A 16,997-nucleotide genomic window follows, 5' to 3' on the forward strand; every position below is an offset into this window, starting at 1 on the left:
GCTTACTTGCCGGTTGCGACTTCTTCCAGCACGTTGAGCGACACGTCGGTTTCCTTGACGCCCGCCGGATTGGACTTCATGTTCGACGACCAGTTGGTGGCGTGGCCACGCTTGACGTCGATGATGTGTCCGATCACCGGCATGACCGCCTTGTAGCCGTCGTCGCCGGTGTCAGGCCGATTCTGGAAAATGAACATCTTCCAGAATTCGCCCTTGCGGTCGAGCGCGAAGCCGAGGTACGGACGCGGGAAGTCCACTTCCATGTACACGGTCTTCTTGCTGTACGGATGCTCGTCCGGGCACACGCCTTCGACCACGTACACTTCACGCGGCTCCCAGCCGATGTCCGGCGCCGGGTTGAAGTGCGGCGGAATGTCGATGCCGATGCGCGGGAAGCGCTTGGCCGGCTCGGTGAAGGGCTGCTTCACGTCCACGCTGATTTCCGGGCTGTGCGCGATGGCCAGAACCCAGCGCTTTTCCAGCAACTTGTTCGACTTGTACTTCGTCGGAGCGGCATCCCAGATGTCCCAGTCGTCGTACAGCTGGTCGGTGCCGCCGATCGGGTCCATCCACGCGCCGCCCGACAGGCGACGCACACGACGTACCGACTTCAGATAGGCATAGGAATCATCCGGCACCTTCGAGTCAGCCTGGTTGTAACGCACCGAGAACAGGCCCAGACCGCGGATGTCCTGCGGGTAGGTCGCCACGAAGTAGGTCTTCTGCGAAACATCGCCCTTGCCGACCGTGATCGGGCCGCCGTCCAGACGCCCTTCCATGTAGTAGCGGCGCGACTGGAAGGCCTGCACCCGCTCGTAACCCTTCTTCGCGTCCAGGAAGGCCCAGGCGATGTCGCGCAGGTCCATCGTGGCGCCGTAGGTCGCGGCGCGCAGGTTCCAGATCACCTTGTCGCCAGCGTGCGGGTCGTCCATCTTGATGGTTTCCGGCGGGAACAGCATGCCGGCTTCCCATCCGGACACCGTACGGTCAGCCGGATTGAACTTCACCGTGTTGATGTTCTTCTTCGACCACTCCACGTACTTCGGATCCATCTCGATCTTCTTCGAATTGGCGAGCTTGATGGTCGTGTTGTAGTTCTTGATCATCCACTCGAGCTTTTCCGGAACCATGCTGGCGATGGTCTTGTTCTCGAAGGTGTCGTTCTTGATGCTGTCGTAGTTTTCCTTGTTGATCACGAAGCCTGCGGCCAGTTCCTTCGCGAAGGCCTGACCGGCACCGGCTGCGAGCATCAACGCGATCGCGCCGGCCACGCCGGTGCGAGCAAGGTTGCTACGGGATTGGGTACTCATCTTCATCATGTCTCTTTCCTTTGATCAGAACTGACGGGTCACACGAAGCACGAGCTGACTGGCACGGCTGAAGTAGCCGAACAGTTGCGACTCGCCACCGCTGAACTGCTGACGATTGCTCTTGCCACCATCCCAGAAAATATCCGCTTCAGCCTTGGCTACCCATTTGTCGTCGAATACGACCGACACACTCGGGATTGCAAAGCCACCACCGTTGGACAGATCAAAACCCACTGCAAGACCCGGGTTGATCGTGTCGTTCTTGTAGTTCAAGCCCGTGAACAGCGTCAGGATGGTGTTGTGCTCGTTCAGCGGCGTGCCATAGGCAAACAGGCGAACAAGCTGTTCGTTGCCGTCATAGTTCAGCACTTGCGTGTTGAACAGCTGGATCGACGAGAACGACGGGCGCGACGTGCCGAGCAGGTCCTGGAAGTTCAGGTCCTTGTCGATACGAAGCATCGTACGCAAGGTGTCCTTCTTCACGATTTCGCAAAGACCAAGGCCAGCCGTACACAAACCGCCACCACGCGTGATGTAGTTCCCTTCCGTAAAGCCACCCACGCCAGCGTTGTAAGGCTGGTCCTTCGTGTAGGCGACTTCCGCACTCAGCACGGCGTCAAGCGTTTCACTGTATCCGCTGACCGTCACGCCCAGAACATCGATCTTCGGGTGAATGCGCTGAAACAGCAGCTCGTTGTTCGCGACGCCTTGATGAGCGACACCACCCAAACCGCCCGGAGCCAAGCCAGCGCTCGCTACCGGGTCGGCAGCAAACGTGGTCAGATAAGCAACCGAGTAGTTCAGACCGTAGGCCTCGCCATTCCAGCGGATACCGCCGGTCACGTCATCCTGGTCACCATCCTTGTGATCGCAGTTCTTGCTCGTACCTGAGCTCAGGTCAAAGCCACGGTACGGCTGGAAAAACCAGCGGCCGCCGTTGATGTCGTAGGTATTGCCGATGTCTTCGCAGCGATCCCAGCCCGGACGGATGTAGGCCGCGATCAGACCCTTTGCTTCCGGAATGCGGATCTTGGTCGACAACAGGATCAACGGCTTGCGCCATTCTTCGTTCTCGCCTTCGAAGAACAGGCGCCAGCTGTAGTCGTAGCCGTGTACCAGATCCATCGCCTGGAAGAAGTCGGATTCGCCCCAGACCAGCTGCTGCTTGCCGAACTTCACGGTCACGCGCTCGCCGATCGGTACTTCAGCCCAGAATTCGCGGATATCGCCGTTGTTGTAGTTTTCGGTAATGCTCTTTCCACCGGTGCTCGCAACGCCAAAAGCGTTGGCGCTGCCATCGGAGCGCAGTTCTTCGAGATCGGACAAGTAGTTCGTCTTGTATTCCCGATCGAGACGGCCAATGGCCTTCCACTTCACCGGGCCGGTCTTCACGTCCAGGTCAAGCAGCAAGGAGCCACGCAGCATCGACAGCTTGCCTGCGCTGTCCTTGCCTACCCGGCTGAGTTCGGGGTTGTCTTCCAGATTCATCGAAGCCCAGGCGCGCACATAGCCGCTCAGTGCCCAGGTAAAGTCGTCACGTCCTGCCCACGTTCCCTCGAGGCCAGCGGCATTTGCGACGGGCATACCCATCCCGGCCAGCACAGCTGCAACAGCCAGACCCGGTCCGGTCTGCCTGAAGATTTTGCTTCTTCTCATGTCTCCATTCCCTCCGTTTTGGCACTACCCATGAGCCATCTGCTCACGCCCGGCATCGTGTGTGATGCCGGGCGAGGCAAGCGGCCCTCACACAACTACTGCAGATCCCTCGGCGCGCTCGATCGGGCGCTCTTTGCTCCCCACGACGAACGCGGGGCGGAACACATATACGATTGCCGGCATGATGAACAACGCGCTGAAGGCCGAAATGAAGAGCCACAGAGCGATCAGCAAGCCCATGTCTGCCTGGAGCCTGAGTGAGGAGAAGCTCCACAGGCCCACGCTGGTGATCAGCGTCAGCGCGGTCAGCAACACACCACGCCCCTGACTGGTCAGGCAGTTCAGGATGGCCTTCTCGACGTTGTCATGCAGGTGCAGTTCCTCGCGGATGCCATCGACGATGTAGAAGGTGTAATCCACCCCCAGACCGATACCCAGCGCCACGACAGGCAAGGTATTGATGTTCATCCCGATGTCGTTGTAAGCCATGTAGCTGAACGTGATCGTGTTCGACAACATCACGGGGATCATGAAGAACACCCCGGCGACCATCGAGTGGAAGGTCACCGTGCAGCACACGACCAGCACCAGCAGCGCAAGCGCGATGGCTTCGATCTGGCCAGCGAGAATCACTTCATTCACCGCTGCCAGCACACCGACCAGACCGCCTGCAAGCAGGTACTCGGCGTTCTCGATCGGGTTCTGCTTCACGTAATCCTGCACACGTGCCACGGCAGTACGGATCGTTTCACCCTGGTGATCGCGGAAGAACAGCGTGACAGCTCCGTTCAGCGCATCGCTGTCAGCGTAGCGATCCATGTCACCCGGGTCGGAACCCGACACGAACATGTAGGTCAGCTCGCCGTTCTCGCCCGCGTCATTGCCAAGCTCTCCGTACATCGGGTTGCCTTCGCGCAGCACGCGACGCACCTGCGGCAGGATGTCGGCTAGCGAAATGCTGCCGCCGACTTCCGGCTGGGCTTCCATGTAGCGCTGGAAGTTGGCCATGCTCTGCAGCACTTCCGGCTCGCGCAACGCGCCCTTTTCCTTGCCTGCGATCACAACGAACATGCGATCCGAGCCCTGGAACTGGCGGTTGATGTCAGCTGCATCAGTGTTGTATTGGGAATCCGGCCACAGAATCGGCGATCCCGGATTCGCGTCACCCACCTTCAGGTTGAACGAGTACCAGAACGACACTGCAAACACCGCCAGCGCCACGCCAAGCACAACGAACCGTGCCTTCGTGACCACGATGCTGGAAGCGAGATTGAGAATGACCATCAACACCGGGCGGATATTGATCGGATGCACGAATCGGTGACCGTACGAACCGTCGGCATTCCTGCGCGGGTTGAACCACGACAGCAGCACCGGCGTCATGATCAGCGCGCCGATGAAGATCGCGAAAATCCAGACCGTGCCGATGTAGGAAATCTTCTCGAGCATCGGAATCGGGGTCAGCGCCACCACCAGCACACAACCCGCGTCAGCAACGATCGCCAGCAGACTGGGCTTGAACAGATGCTTGGCGCTCGCCACCGCTGCGTCAGAAGCTTTGGCCGTACCGTGCGCGATTTCATCGTCGAAGCGCGAAATCAGCTGCACCGAATTCGAGATCGCCTGCGCCGTGATCAGGAAGGCCACCACGATGACCAGCGGATCAAGGTGGAATCCCATCAGCTTTGCAGCACCAAGCGCCCAGCAGGCGCTGATGATGGCCGCGATCAACGGAATGATCGTCCCATGCACGGTACGCGTGATCAGCAGCAGGATCAGAACGAGCGATGCGATGGCGGCGAAGAAGATCTGAATCGTTTCGTCGAGGTAGAAATTGACCCAGCCATACAGCACCGGCTCACCGACGACGCGAACCAGCACGCCATCGCCCTCGGCTTCCTTGACCAGACCCATGATCTGATCGAAAGCCTTGCTGTAGTTGATTTCCGTATCAAGGAAGTCAGCCGTGATCAGCGTAGCCTTCAGGTCGATCGACACGTAAGGCCCATAGATCAGCGGGTTGTTCAACACCGCCTCACGCAGGATCGCCATCTCCTTGTCGTCCGCAGGCAGTCGCGGCCACATGATCGGGCGCGATTCAACCCCCTCGGTAGATGCGCGGACTTCCTTTGTCTTCTTGGATGCGATGGAAACGATCTGGTAGGTATCGACCGCATCGACCTGCTGCAGACCGACCGTCAACTTCTGGACCTTTTCAAGCACTTCCCTCTTGAAAATATCGCCATCCTTGACTTCGACCATGATGCTGACCATGTTCGAGCCGCCGAAGGTGGACTTGAATTTCTGATTGACCTCCACGTAGGGATGATTCTTCGGGAGCAGATCGCTGAACACTGTCTTCACCTCGACGAACGAAGCGAGATAGGCCATGACGACCGTTGCAATCAGGACCGCGAGTACGACCGGAATCCGATTCTTGATCAGCAATGCGAACGCATGTTCGACCTTGCTGAAAGTAGTATTTTTCACGCGATTCTCCTTGCCTGCTATCGACCGACGACGGTGATCTTGCCGTCTTCGAGAATTCCGAGATTTGCGCCAGCCACGAAGTACTTCGAGCCGGCCCGGACGATCTGGGTGCGCCACGCAACATCGCCTTCGGCGAGTCGCCCGGCGGTCCACTCGGTCGCATCCGCGTTCGAGGTGACCTTCACGCCTTTGTCGCCGACAGCAATCCAGCTGCCTTCATCCCAGATGACATCGAGCAGGTGTTCGCGCGTGAGTCCCGGTACCGAACGCCACGTCAAACCTGCGTCATCGGTCACCAGCAGCGTCCCGGTCAAGCCGACGGCGACGCCGTGCGTCGCATCGCGGAACGTGACTGACATCAGACTGACCTGGTTGTCGACGTCAACGTGGGTCCACGTTTCGCCGCCGTCTTCGGTACGCAGGATCGTGCCGACTTCACCTACGGCCCAGCCTGACTGGCCGACGAAGAAGATGGCGTTCAGCGCGCGGTCATCTTCCGGCAGCAGCCGCGTCCAGTTCGCGCCCTTGTCGGTGGATTTGTAGAGCCCGGAGAACTCGCCAACGGCCCACGCCGTGTCGCCGAACACGCGGACACGGAAAAGCTTGTTGGGATTTTCGGACTTCGGTGTGTTTGCGATTTTCCAGCTGGCGCCGCCATCAGTGGTGTGCAGGATCGTGCCTTCGTTACCCGCTGCGACCGCCGTCTGTGTGTCCCAGGCTGCGATGCCCTGCAGGTTCACGAGCGTAGGCGTGGGCTGCCGGAGCCAGGTCTTGCCGCCATCGTCGGAACGGACGATCTTGCCAGCCGTACCAGCGGCCCAGGCAATCTGCTCTGTGGGGGTAATGACGCTGAAGAAGTTGTCCCGCCGTTCGATCGGCTTGGGTTCAACCTTGGTGATGACTGCTTCCGCCTTGACGAAGAAGCCGGCGTATAGAAGACCGCCAATAATGATGATCGGAAGTAATTGAGTAATGATGCTCAGTATCTTCTGAACACCACCGCCAGAGTCTCTTGCCTGTTGCATCTTCAGTCTCCTTCACGCGTCATTTCGTGCTCTGCGCGCGACGCTTTTCATGACCTGTTTTCGATGTTCGGCGCGACCGTTCCCTACGGCGGTGTAGAGCGTTTCGGCTCTGCCGGCATCAAGTACAGGGTGTTTGGAGGAACGCAGCCGGCTGTAGCCGGCTGCGAACTGGCCCCTGACCTCCTCCGGTCAGGGGCCACGCGTACCTTGTTCAGGCAGCGCGTTCGGGTAAGGGCATGCCCACCCACTCCTTGTAGAACGTTTCGATGTCCGGCTCGAAGTCATGGATCACCGGGTACCACGGGGTCGGAGCCTCGACGTCGTGCATCGTGCCGCAGCTCGGGCAGTAGTACTCGCGATAAACCTGCCACTTCGTGTCCGGAGCCATCAGCGCCGGATAAACGTCGGCCATTGCTTCTGGCGTGTCGCGTACGTAGATGTTGGCGAACAGCTTCCAGTTTTCCTTGTAGCCGCAGAATTCGTGGCCACAATCGCACTTGACGATCCACTGCTTGTTCTTGGCCGACTGCACGATGTACAGATGCGGGCCCAGCGGAAGGACGATGCGATCCGGGAAGGTCAACTTCGCCTGCAGTGCTTCCACGTACATGCTGAAGCGTGCCTTGTCCTTCGGCATCTGCAGCATGCGGAACGTTGTATCCCAGTCGAGGGTGCCCGCGGCCAGGTGTGCTACTTGCTCTTTGTTGTAAGTCGACATTTGCTACTCCTAGATTCGCTTAACGTTCAGGTCGGAAATTATTCTTCGACCTGGACGATGGTACGGACGTCCGGCATCAACGACAGGTCCATACGGAACTTGGACCCGTACGACGGAACACCCAGCTCGGTTTCCAGCACGTCCCAGTCGGCCGGCAGATTCCAGAACGTCTTGAATTCGTTCTTGAACACCTCCGACAGTGCGAAGCTGGTGGCGAACATGTGTTGAACCGGCGTGGAAGCATGCTTGCTGATGATGCGGGCGCGCTCTTCCTTCATCCACTCGCGGGTCGGCACCGAGCGTGCGATACGTTCCTTGCGGAATTCGGCACGGCGGGCAGCGGTCTTGGCAGCATCAACCGTGTAGACACCCTTGGCGTTCTGCGTCACGACGGCGGCATAGACCTTGGCAGCGAATTCCGGCAGCAGGAACAACTCGTTCAGGTCCTTCTCGATCGACTTGACATCGCGGTCCAGAGGATCGCCGAAGCCCGGGCCACCACGCAGGTAGTTCAGGTACAGATCGTGGTTGGCGTAGCAGTCTTCCGTCGTCATGCACTGCTTGTCGCGCTTGACGAGCGACGTTGCATCGATGCTCTGCTCGTAGGTGTGCAGGCCCGGATCCAGATCGGCGCCCAGCGGGATCGCTTCGCCATTGGCGATGCGGCGCTCGAGACCCGTGTTGTGGGCTTCGAAGCGGTAGCCGGTTGCCGACGGGTAACCACCCATCAGACCCCAGTCACTGTTCATGTAGCCGTTGCCCATGAAGAACATTGACCAGTCCTGGGAATTCCACACCATGCGCAGCGTTTCGAAGCCGCAGCCGCCACGGTACTTGCCATAGCCGCCGGAGTTGGCCTTCACATTGCGACCCAGGTACAGCAGGGGTTCTGCCATTTCCCAGATTTCGATGTCGCCCATGTCGCCTTCCGGATTCCAGATGGCGGCAGCGTGGTTCAGACCGTCCTTGACGGCGCATGCACCGGTACCGCACGACGACGCTTCGAAGCTGTTGACCGCGTGAATCTCGCCGTCCTGGTTGATGCCGCCGCCCTGCAGCCAGTTCGACGTGTTGGCGTTACCGGCATTGACTTCTTCGAGGTAGCCGCGGCTGAAGTAAGCCTGCGACAGACCACGCCACAGCGCCGACCAACCCGAAACCAGGAAGTGCCATGCATAGGCGTGGCCGGTGCGGCGGTCGTCCGGGTTGCACCATGTGCCTTTCGGCAGGCGGAATTCGGTGGCGAAGTAGGCACCGTCGTTGATACGCTGGGTCGGAACCAGCGTCTGGCACATCATCACCCACATGCCGCTGGTGAAAGCGACCTGGTGGGCGTTGAAGGTATGCCAGCCCCAACGGCTTGCGCCTTCGAAGTCTAGGCGCCACTTGCCGTCTTGCTTGATCGTCATCTTGCACGGCGAGTGCATGATCGAATCAAGCTTGGCAAACTTGCTCGACACACCGATGTCTTCGTGCGCGTAAGGCACATCGACGAAGGCGACCTTCCGATAGACGCCCGGAATCGTCATGTCCTTGATACGCATCATCAGGCCGCGACGACCTTCTTCGATGACTTCGTAGCAGAACTTTTCGTACGATTCGATGCCGTCAGCCGCGATCACTTCTTCAACCAGTTCGCGGATCATGTGGCAGCCGGCGATACGGGTCTTCTCGTCCAGGATCCAGTACTTCGGCGTACGGACCGAACGCTGCGACTCGTGCAGCCAGTCGCGCAGCGGGGTGTCATTCACACCGGTCTTGCGGCAGGTGATCATGTAGCCGTCGCCGAAACGCGAGGTCTGGCCGGTCGACATCGAACCCGGCGTCACGGCACCGGTGTCGATCACGTGCGTCACACCACCCACCCAGCCGATCAGACGACCTTCGTGGAAGATCGGGACGATGGTCGCGATGTCGCACGGGTGGACGTTGCCGATGGCGCAGTCGTTGTTGGTGAACATGTCACCCGGGGCGATGCCGGGATTGGCTTCCCAGTTGTTTTCGATCATGTACTTGATCGCAGCGCCCATCGTGCCGACGTGGATGATGATGCCGGTCGAGGTCAGAACGCAGTCGCCGATCGCGTTGTACAGCGTGAAGCACAGCTCGCCCTCCTGCTCGACGATCGGGCTGGCTGCAATCTTCTTGGCGGTTTCACGTGCGTGAACCAGACCGCCACGCAGCTTCGAGAACAGCTTCTCGTAGCCGATCGGATCGCGTTCACGCAATTCGAGCTTTTCCAGGCCGTTGTAGTAGCCGGTCGTATTGGTGCGCTCGATGACGTCGCCACGGAACTGCGACAGCGTCTGGCCGTTCTTCAGCAGATCGGCAAAACCGGTTTCGGTGTTACTCAACATATTCATGGTTGTTTCTCCTCACTTGACTTCTTTGAGATGGAACAGGCGGTGCTTGTCGACCGTGGTCTCGAAACCATTCGGCACGACGAAGGTCGTGGCGTCCGATTCGATGATGGCGGGTCCGACGATGTGGTTGCCGGCCTTCAGCAATTCCATCTTGTACAGCTTGGCATCGACCCACTTCTTGTGGCGGTAGAACGGGCGCGTTCCGAGGAAAGCTTCGGCCGGCGGCGTCGGGCCACCATCCGGATCTTCCGGCAGTACCGGCTTCTGCGTCACGACGGTACCGCGCATGATCGCGCCGGTAGCCGAATTGCCCAGTTCCGGCGAACGTGCCGAATTGGCATACACGCGGCCGTAGGTGGTTTCGAACGCTTCGACGATCTTGTCCCAGTCCGCTGCAGTCGCTGCATTGGTGATCGGGGAAATGATTTCGAGGTCGTTCAGCTGACCGGTGTATTGCATCTTGTAACCCGGGATCAGCAGCACATCTTCAGCCTTGTAGCCGTTGATGATGAACTCTTCGACCACCTTCGAAGCCAGCTCGGCCCAAGCTTCCTGGAGCACCTTGCAGGCAGCAATCTTGGCGGCGTCGGTGCCGTGCTGCGGCACTGCCAGGTCAACCGACTTGTCATAGCGGTATTCGAAATCGGCGCAGGCGCAACCGAAAGCGGAGAAGCCAGCCGCCCATGCCGGAACGACGACATCCTTGAAGCCCACGCCAGCGGTGTAGCCGTAGGTGTGAACCGGGCCGGCGCCGCCGTACGAGAAGCAGGTGAATTCGGTCGGGTTGTAACCGCGGGCACTGATGTTGGCACGCAGGTATTCCGACAGCGTCAGGTCGAGCAGTTCGATTACGCCGGCTGCTGCATCTTCAACCGACAAGCCGAGCGGATCAGCGATCTGTGCCTTGATGTGATCGCGGGCGCGCTGCACGTCGAGCTTGATCAGGCCGCCGAGGAAGTTGTTCGGGTTCAGATAGCCCAGCACGACGTGGCAGTCCGACACCGACACGGTTTCCAGACCGCTTTCCGGCCAGCAGGTGCCGACGCGGTAGCCAGCACTGTCCGGGCCCAGCTTGATCGACTTCGAGTACGGATCGATACGCACGAACGAACCTGCACCGGCACCGACCGAATCCATCGCCACCAGCGGCAGCGACAGCACAAGACGCGCCATGTCCGGATCGGACTTGATCGCGAACGAACCCTTGGTGATCAGTGCGACGTCGAACGACGTGCCGCCGATATCCGAGCAGGCAATATTCTCGTCGCCGAGCGCTTCACCCAGCATCTTCGAACCGATCACGCCGCCGATCGGGCCGGACACGATGGTGCGGGCCAGTTCCTTGGCCTTCCAGCTGATCGTGCCGCCGTGCGTAGCCATCACGCGCAGGTCGAACTTGGCGCCGTGCTTCTTGAAACGGTCGCTCACCAGCTTCAGGGTCGCACGCGACGGTTCTGCGCCGTAGGCTTCCAGAATCGTGGTGTTCATGCGGTGACTTTCCTTGCGCTGCGGGTAGTAGTCCACCGAGGCGAAAACAGGAATGTCGGCACCGAGCTTCTTCAGCTCTTCCTTGCAGGCGTCGCGAGCCAGCTTTTCGCTGTCTTCATTCTTGTGCGACTGAAGCAGGCAGATCACGATGGCCTTGGAACCGGCTTCAACCAGCTCACGCGTAGCCTGACGGACTTCTTCGACCCGCAGCGGGATCACGATCTTGCCTTGAACGTCCGTACGCTCGGTCACGCCACGGGTGCGCGAAATCGGCACCAGCGGCGCGTCGTAGCGGTGGGTGTTCAGGTGAATGCGGTCTTCGAGGGCGTAGCCGAGGTAGCTCTGCAGTGCGCGGCCCATCGAGTGAACCTGCTCGAAACCCTTGTTGCAGATCAGGCCGACATCGAGGCCCTTGCGCTGCAAAACACGGTTCAGCATGGCGGTACCCGAATACACGCAGGTCACCAGCTCCGGATACACATCGTCAACTTCGCGGCCCCAATGCGCCAATGCATCGACCGAAGAGTTGTAGATCGCCAAGGATTCATCCTCGGGATTGCTTTGTGCTTTGCCGACCACGAAGCGGCCGTCAGCACGGACAAAAAAGGTGTCAGTCATGGTGCCGCCTGCATCAATCCCCAGCACCTGAACCGACGAGTTTTCGATCGTCATCTCCACGTCTCCATTTAATTAACCTGCCTGTGTTTGCTTCCGGCCCGCCCGGACGGACCGGCCTTTTCTGATCGACTGTCGTGCAATCGAACACTTCTTCTCTGCAAGGACAGTGCCAGCGTGCATTCGGTCACGTAAAACAAGGGCAACTATTTGTTTTATATGAATTACCGATCTGCATCGATCAACAGCCACCGAAACCGTACGGCGTCCGGACGGATGGAATTCGGACGGCTTGCCCGAAGCGGACCGTCTGTCGGTCGGACAGTCCGTCCGGACGCATGCAGAACGGCGGTCTTCAAGCGGCAGCCGTATGTTGCGACGCAACATGCCATATCGCTTGAAACGGCTTGCCGACGCCAAGCGCGCGCAAAGGTCCATCGTTGCAACGCGATGCGGCCGACATGAGAGCAACTTCGACGCGCAGCGAATTGAATGAACGAACGTTCATTCGAACGGTGTTCCGAGGGGCAAACCGGTGGGCGAAAACGCCGGCACTTCCACGTTGCGGATCGCGGCTTCGCGAGCCGCCGGAAGAGCGCCGGACGGCGGTCCGGATGCGGGTGCTCAGCGCAAGAGGATCGATTTGACGCGATAGACCTGTTCGGCCGGTTCGAACGGTCGCGGCACGGAGACACCGCGTCGGCACGCGTCCCGCGCGGATATCCGTTCGATCCAGCGCGCCAGCGCGCGGTAGGGCGTCATGTCGATGCCGGACCAGGCATGCATGCGCACGCAGGCCCACTGGGCGATATCGGCGATGCTGAAGGTGCCGGCGAGGTAGTCATCTGTCTGCAACTGCGCATCGAGACGGGCGAACAGCGCGCGCAGTTCGCTGCGCGAGGCGCCGCCATTGCCGGCGGGGTCAGACGTGACGCGTCGTGCCCCGGTGGCTGGGCTGCCCGACACGGGGTTGGCGAAATCCGGAGCAAGCCACTGCTCGACCCGGGTGCGCCCGGCTTCGTCGCGCGGCATCAGGCGTCCGGTCTTGTCGGCCAGGTAGAGCAGGATTGCCCTTGACTCGATCACCGCGTGATCACCGGCTGCACGATCGACGATGGCCGGCACGCAACCGCACGGGCGAGTGCGCAGAAAGTCGGGCGCGAGCTGCGGATCGCTGCAGGCGTCGACGGGATGAACGGTGTAGGGGAGGCGCAGCTCTTCGAGCGCGATCGACACCTTCCAGCCTTCGGGTGTCGGAGCGGTGTAAAGATCGATCACCTGCGCATCCCCTGAGTGGTCAGATCGCCGGATCAGGCCTTGGCGCTCGGACGGGCGCTGACTTCGTCGAACCAGCGCTGCAGATTCCTGCAGTCGGCCGGAATCTTGATGTCGGACCAGAAGGCGAATTCGATGCTGCAGAACAACGTGCAGTCTGCGATCGAGAACATGTCTCCCGCGATGAAGCGGTTTTTGGCAAGTTGCTCGTCGAACTTGCGGAAGAACAGATCAAGGCGCATGCGGCCACGATCGACCAGCGCCGGAATCTGCGGCACCGGCAAGGCAAAGCCAGGCAGACCGCGATCAATGAAGGCTTCGTGCGTGTTGCGGAACACCTCGCCGGCAGCCATCATGCCTTCGTCAAAGGCACGACGCTCCCACATTTCGACGACGCCGCGTTCGTAGGCGTTGCGACCGAACATCGGCGGCGACGGATACAACTCGTCAATGTAGCGCGCGATGGCAATGGACTCGCCCAGCCGCCGTCCGTCGTCGAGTTCCAGCATCGGCACCATGGCCTGCGGAAACCTGGCGATGTAGTCGGGGCGCAGCTTCAGGTCATCCCCGCCGACCTCGATGATTTCGATGTCGAGACCCTTTTCAGCGATGCACATGCGGGCGCGCTTCGGGTTGGGTGCTGCATGCCAGTCATACAGTTTCATCGGGGCTATCCTCCTTGTTGTCACAACATGTCCGAATGTTCGGCGAGGTACTTGGCCACACCGCGATCTGTCGGCATTACGCCGACCCTGCCCTTCTGCCAGCCTGCCGGACACACTTCGCCGTTGCGCTCAGTGTGCTGCAGCGCATCGATCACGCGCAGAAGTTCGTCGATATCCCGCCCGATGGCGAGACTGTTGACGATCTGGTGCTGCACGATACCTTCCCGATCGATCAGGAAGGTGGCGCGCAGTGCCACGCCGGTCGGGCCTTCAACGTCGAAGGCGCGAACCACCGAATGGGTCACGTCACCGATCAGCGGATAGCCCAGCTGACCGACTCCGCCCTCCTCCCGCGGCGTCTTCTTCCATGCGAGGTGGGAAAAGGTCGAGTCGATCGAACAGCCGACGACATCGACCTGACGCCGCGAGAACTCGGCCATGCGATGCTCGAACGCAATCAGCTCCGACGGACAGACGTAGGTGAAGTCGAGCGGGTAGAAAAACAGCACCACATACCGCCCCCGATAGTCTGCGAGGCGAAACGGCCGGAAATCATTGTCGGGCCAGACCGCGCTCTCCGTGAATTCAGGCGCACCGCGCCCGACCAGCGCACTCACGTCCGGCCCTTTCCAGATTCGCCGGAACCGAACTGTTCGGCGCGGAAGGGGCGACGCGCAAGGCTCGCCAGCGTTTCCGGATCACAGCCTTCCGGATGCCGCCACGCCATCAGACGCTGGTAGCTCGCGAGCAACTTCATGAAGCGCGGCAGAGCACGATCCGGCAAGGCCGTGTTGTCGTAAAGCGCCATCAACTCGGCCAGCTCGCGTTGGTCGAAGCCGAGCTGAACCGCCGCCGCCGCAATGATCAGCCGATCGTCGTCGTCGCAGCGGAAGCCGTTGTCGCCATCGGGCGCGATGATGCCGAGCGCTTCGAAAACACCGAAACGGCTCAGTGGCAGGCCGTAGCCTTCGACCAGTTGTTCGCGGCTGAGGAGGCGCCCCGCATCAGCGGTCGGCGCGGCCGACTTCGTCGAAGCGGCCGCCGGTTTCATCGCATCACCACCGGGGCGGTGTGGATCGCAGCGCCGGTCTTTTCCTGCACCTCTTCCAGGCTGACACCCTGCGCGAGTTCGCGCAGTTCCAGTCCGTCCGGCGTGACCGCCAGCACGCACAGATCGGAAATGATCATATTGACCACGCCGACACCGGTCAGCGGAAGATCACAGTTCCTCAGTATCTTGTGCTCGCCCGCCTTGCTGCAGTGGTCCATCAGCACGATCACACGCTGCACGCCGGCCACCAGATCCATCGCGCCGCCCATGCCCTTGACCAGCTTGCCCGGAATCATCCAGTTCGCCAGGTCGCCGTGTTCGCTGACCTGCATCGCGCCCAGAATGGCCAGATTGATGTGGCCCCCGCGGATCATTCCGAACGAATCAGCGCTGCTGAAGAAGCTGCTGCCGGGGATGGTGCTGACCGTCTGCTTGCCGGCATTGATCAGATCGGCATCGACTTCGCTTTCAAGCGGAAAGGGCCCGATGCCGAGCAGTCCGTTTTCCGATTGCAGCCAGACATCCATACCTTCAGGGATGTGGTTGGCCACCAGCGTGGGCATGCCGATGCCCAGATTCACGTAGTAGCCATCTTTCAGCTCGCGCGCGGCGCGGCGCGCCATGTCGTCTCGTGTCCAGGCCATTTCATTGCTGCCTTGTGGTGAGTTTTTCGATGCGCTTCAGCGGTGCGGTATTCACGATGATGCGATGCACGAAGATGCCGGGCGTATGGATCTGGTCCGGATCCAGCGCGCCGGTCGGCACGAGTTCCTCGACTTCGACCACGGTCACCTTGCCGGCAGTCGCCACCATCGGATTGAAGTTGCGCGCGGTCTTGCGGTAGATCAGGTTGCCCGACTCGTCGGCCTTCCACGCCTTCACCAGCGACACGTCGGCGTGCAAGGCGTGTTCAAGCAGGTAGCGATGGCCGTCGAATTCGCGCGTTTCCTTGCCGTCCGCCACCGGCGTACCGACGCCGGTGCGCGTGTAGAAAGCCGGGATGCCGGCGCCGCCGGCGCGCAGCTTCTCGGCCAGACTGCCCTGGGGTGTCAGTTCGACTTCCAGTTCGCCGGACAGCAGCTGACGCTCGAATTCCTCGTTCTCGCCGACGTATGAAGCAATCATGCGGCGCACCTGACGGTTGTCGAGCAACCGCCCGAGACCCACGCCATCGATACCGGCGTTGTTGCTGATCACCGTCAGGTTCGACACACCGCTGTCCGCCACTGCGTTGATCAACAGTTCCGGAATGCCGCACAGACCAAAACCGCCCACCGCAAGCGTATGTCCGTCGCTGATCAATCCCTTGAGCGCGGTGACCGCGTCCGGGTAAAGCTTTTTCATCTGCCTCCTCCTTGTGCCTGCATGCACTTTTGGTCGCAGCACTCCGCGTCGGTGTGCCGCCGACCAGCAGTAGCGGCCAGCAAAGCCTGTGCCTGCGCGGGCATGCTGCACCGCACTCATTACAAACCCTTGTTTTTGAAACCCAAAAAGGTGTGTATCCGAAGCGTGACGACATGTCCGGACGGTGTGCAGTCCGGAAATCGTCCGGCGCCGACAGTCCGGGGTTCGACTTTCAGCCGACCGATTGCATCCGGATGAGCGCGCATGTCTACAGACACCGTCAATGATGAATGCCTGCAAACGCCCCCGCGGCAGTGCGGCGGCATTGGCATGTACGAGATTCCCGATCCAGCGCGATGCCGTGTCGGCGCGGGGCAGAGTGCCGCGTTCCTTGCCACACCACACGCCACTCTGCGCAATGGTTGCGAATTCTTGTCCCGTGCAGGATACCCACCCCATGCAAGGCTGCCGGACGGCACTGACCTCACCGTCATGACAGCGCAACGCCGCATCGTCCGCCCCCGGTCCGGGAGGTGGACATGTAGGGAGGTCGCGGGCGACACGCATCACCCTTCAGTCAGACATCGGCCACGGCGGAATTCAGAAGCGCTCCCCGCTGACGGATTTCACCGGACACCGATCTTTCGTTTGATCCTGAACCACAGACCAACGGAGTAGGAGACGATGCAAAACCAGGGCAACCAGACGTTACGTCGCAGCGCGCTGCGAACAGGCGTCGCAGGCGCAATCACGCTAGCGATCGGATTGGGCGCGAGCCCGGCCTTCGCGAAAGAGCTTCCCGCAGGCTTCGTGATCAACAAGGAAAACTACGACAGCATCAAGAACGACACCTTCGAGAACAAGACCATCGCCAGCATGGTTCCGGAAAAGCTCGAGTGGATGATCAAGAACTACAACACGACCATCAAGCTCGCCAACTCGAAGAAGATCGAGATGGATCCGAAGTACGTGGAGTGGTCGAAGAAGAACATCAACA

General features: G+C 60.4%; 13 protein-coding genes and 1 pseudogene. 1 reads left to right on the forward strand and 13 read right to left on the reverse strand.

The genetic code is table 11. The features are described from left to right. Nucleotides 1-2: 2 nt before the first annotated feature. The 13 genes from Q8R75_RS12545 to Q8R75_RS12605 form a co-directional block, all read right to left on the reverse strand. Nucleotides 3-1,319 (reverse strand): DUF1329 domain-containing protein, encoded by a 1,317-nt coding sequence (locus Q8R75_RS12545; RefSeq protein ID WP_305626040.1) that lies wholly within the window; start codon nucleotides 1,317-1,319, stop codon nucleotides 3-5. A gap of 15 nt (nucleotides 1,320-1,334) precedes the next feature. Further along, the gene (locus Q8R75_RS12550) at nucleotides 1,335-2,966 is read right to left on the reverse strand and encodes a DUF1302 family protein (protein WP_305614409.1); all 1,632 of its coding nucleotides are present in this window, start codon (nucleotides 2,964-2,966) and stop codon (nucleotides 1,335-1,337) included. 87 nt (nucleotides 2,967-3,053) lie between these two features. Continuing rightward, nucleotides 3,054-5,456: an MMPL family transporter gene (locus Q8R75_RS12555; protein WP_305614408.1), complete on the reverse strand. Its 2,403-nt coding sequence runs from the start codon at nucleotides 5,454-5,456 to the stop codon at nucleotides 3,054-3,056. A gap of 17 nt (nucleotides 5,457-5,473) precedes the next feature. Beyond that, the gene (locus Q8R75_RS12560; RefSeq protein ID WP_305614407.1) at nucleotides 5,474-6,481 is read right to left on the reverse strand and encodes a YCF48-related protein; all 1,008 of its coding nucleotides are present in this window, start codon (nucleotides 6,479-6,481) and stop codon (nucleotides 5,474-5,476) included. A gap of 211 nt (nucleotides 6,482-6,692) precedes the next feature. Beyond that, nucleotides 6,693-7,199 (reverse strand): acetone carboxylase subunit gamma, encoded by a 507-nt coding sequence (locus Q8R75_RS12565; protein WP_305614406.1) that lies wholly within the window; start codon nucleotides 7,197-7,199, stop codon nucleotides 6,693-6,695. A 38-nt stretch (nucleotides 7,200-7,237) separates the two neighbouring features. Beyond that, a complete protein-coding gene (locus Q8R75_RS12570) occupies nucleotides 7,238-9,562 on the reverse strand; it encodes a hydantoinase B/oxoprolinase family protein (protein ID WP_305614405.1) in 2,325 nt (774 codons plus the stop codon). Between the two features lie 12 nt (nucleotides 9,563-9,574). Further along, the gene (locus tag Q8R75_RS12575) at nucleotides 9,575-11,722 is read right to left on the reverse strand and encodes a hydantoinase/oxoprolinase family protein (protein ID WP_305614404.1); all 2,148 of its coding nucleotides are present in this window, start codon (nucleotides 11,720-11,722) and stop codon (nucleotides 9,575-9,577) included. A 567-nt stretch (nucleotides 11,723-12,289) separates the two neighbouring features. Next, on the reverse strand, nucleotides 12,290-12,943 hold the full coding sequence (locus tag Q8R75_RS12580) for a glutathione S-transferase (RefSeq protein ID WP_305614403.1): 654 nt from the start codon (nucleotides 12,941-12,943) through the stop codon (nucleotides 12,290-12,292). 32 nt (nucleotides 12,944-12,975) lie between these two features. After that, nucleotides 12,976-13,605: a glutathione S-transferase family protein gene (locus tag Q8R75_RS12585; protein WP_305614402.1), complete on the reverse strand. Its 630-nt coding sequence runs from the start codon at nucleotides 13,603-13,605 to the stop codon at nucleotides 12,976-12,978. Between the two features lie 20 nt (nucleotides 13,606-13,625). Beyond that, nucleotides 13,626-14,222, reverse strand: coding sequence for a peroxiredoxin (locus Q8R75_RS12590; protein ID WP_305614401.1), 597 nt, complete (start codon nucleotides 14,220-14,222; stop codon nucleotides 13,626-13,628). Then, entirely contained in the window at nucleotides 14,219-14,656 is a 438-nt protein-coding gene (locus Q8R75_RS12595; RefSeq protein ID WP_305614400.1) for a hypothetical protein, read from the reverse strand. Before Q8R75_RS12595 ends, Q8R75_RS12590 begins: the two co-directional genes overlap by 4 nt. Continuing rightward, nucleotides 14,653-15,300 carry a 3-oxoacid CoA-transferase subunit B gene (locus Q8R75_RS12600; protein WP_305614399.1) on the reverse strand — a complete coding sequence of 216 codons (648 nt, stop codon included), beginning with the start codon at nucleotides 15,298-15,300 and terminating at the stop codon, nucleotides 14,653-14,655. The genes Q8R75_RS12595 and Q8R75_RS12600 overlap by 4 nt, the downstream gene beginning before the upstream one ends. Nucleotide 15,301: 1 nt before the next feature. After that, nucleotides 15,302-16,000, reverse strand: coding sequence for a CoA transferase subunit A (locus tag Q8R75_RS12605; protein WP_305614398.1), 699 nt, complete (start codon nucleotides 15,998-16,000; stop codon nucleotides 15,302-15,304). 684 nt (nucleotides 16,001-16,684) lie between these two features. Here Q8R75_RS12605 and Q8R75_RS12610 point away from each other — a divergent pair. Further along, nucleotides 16,685-16,997, forward strand: a pseudogene (locus tag Q8R75_RS12610) (hypothetical protein); the annotation flags it as partial.

The sequence above is a fragment of the Methyloversatilis sp. genome, assembly GCF_030696805.1.
Taxonomy (GTDB): Bacteria; Pseudomonadota; Gammaproteobacteria; order Burkholderiales; family Rhodocyclaceae; genus Methyloversatilis.

Coding starts and splice junctions, on each gene's coding strand:
- Q8R75_RS12570 (WP_305614405.1), bottom strand. CDS start 9,562: ATGAATATGTTGAGTAACACCGAAACCGGTTTTGCCGATCTGCTGAAG.
- Q8R75_RS12575 (WP_305614404.1), bottom strand. CDS start 11,722: ATGACGATCGAAAACTCGTCGGTTCAGGTGCTGGGGATTGATGCAGGC.
- Q8R75_RS12545 (WP_305626040.1), bottom strand. CDS start 1,319: ATGATGAAGATGAGTACCCAATCCCGTAGCAACCTTGCTCGCACCGGC.
- Q8R75_RS12560 (WP_305614407.1), bottom strand. CDS start 6,481: ATGCAACAGGCAAGAGACTCTGGCGGTGGTGTTCAGAAGATACTGAGC.
- Q8R75_RS12585 (WP_305614402.1), bottom strand. CDS start 13,605: ATGAAACTGTATGACTGGCATGCAGCACCCAACCCGAAGCGCGCCCGC.
- Q8R75_RS12595 (WP_305614400.1), bottom strand. CDS start 14,656: ATGAAACCGGCGGCCGCTTCGACGAAGTCGGCCGCGCCGACCGCTGAT.
- Q8R75_RS12565 (WP_305614406.1), bottom strand. CDS start 7,199: ATGTCGACTTACAACAAAGAGCAAGTAGCACACCTGGCCGCGGGCACC.
- Q8R75_RS12550 (WP_305614409.1), bottom strand. CDS start 2,966: ATGAGAAGAAGCAAAATCTTCAGGCAGACCGGACCGGGTCTGGCTGTT.
- Q8R75_RS12600 (WP_305614399.1), bottom strand. CDS start 15,300: ATGGCCTGGACACGAGACGACATGGCGCGCCGCGCCGCGCGCGAGCTG.
- Q8R75_RS12605 (WP_305614398.1), bottom strand. CDS start 16,000: ATGAAAAAGCTTTACCCGGACGCGGTCACCGCGCTCAAGGGATTGATC.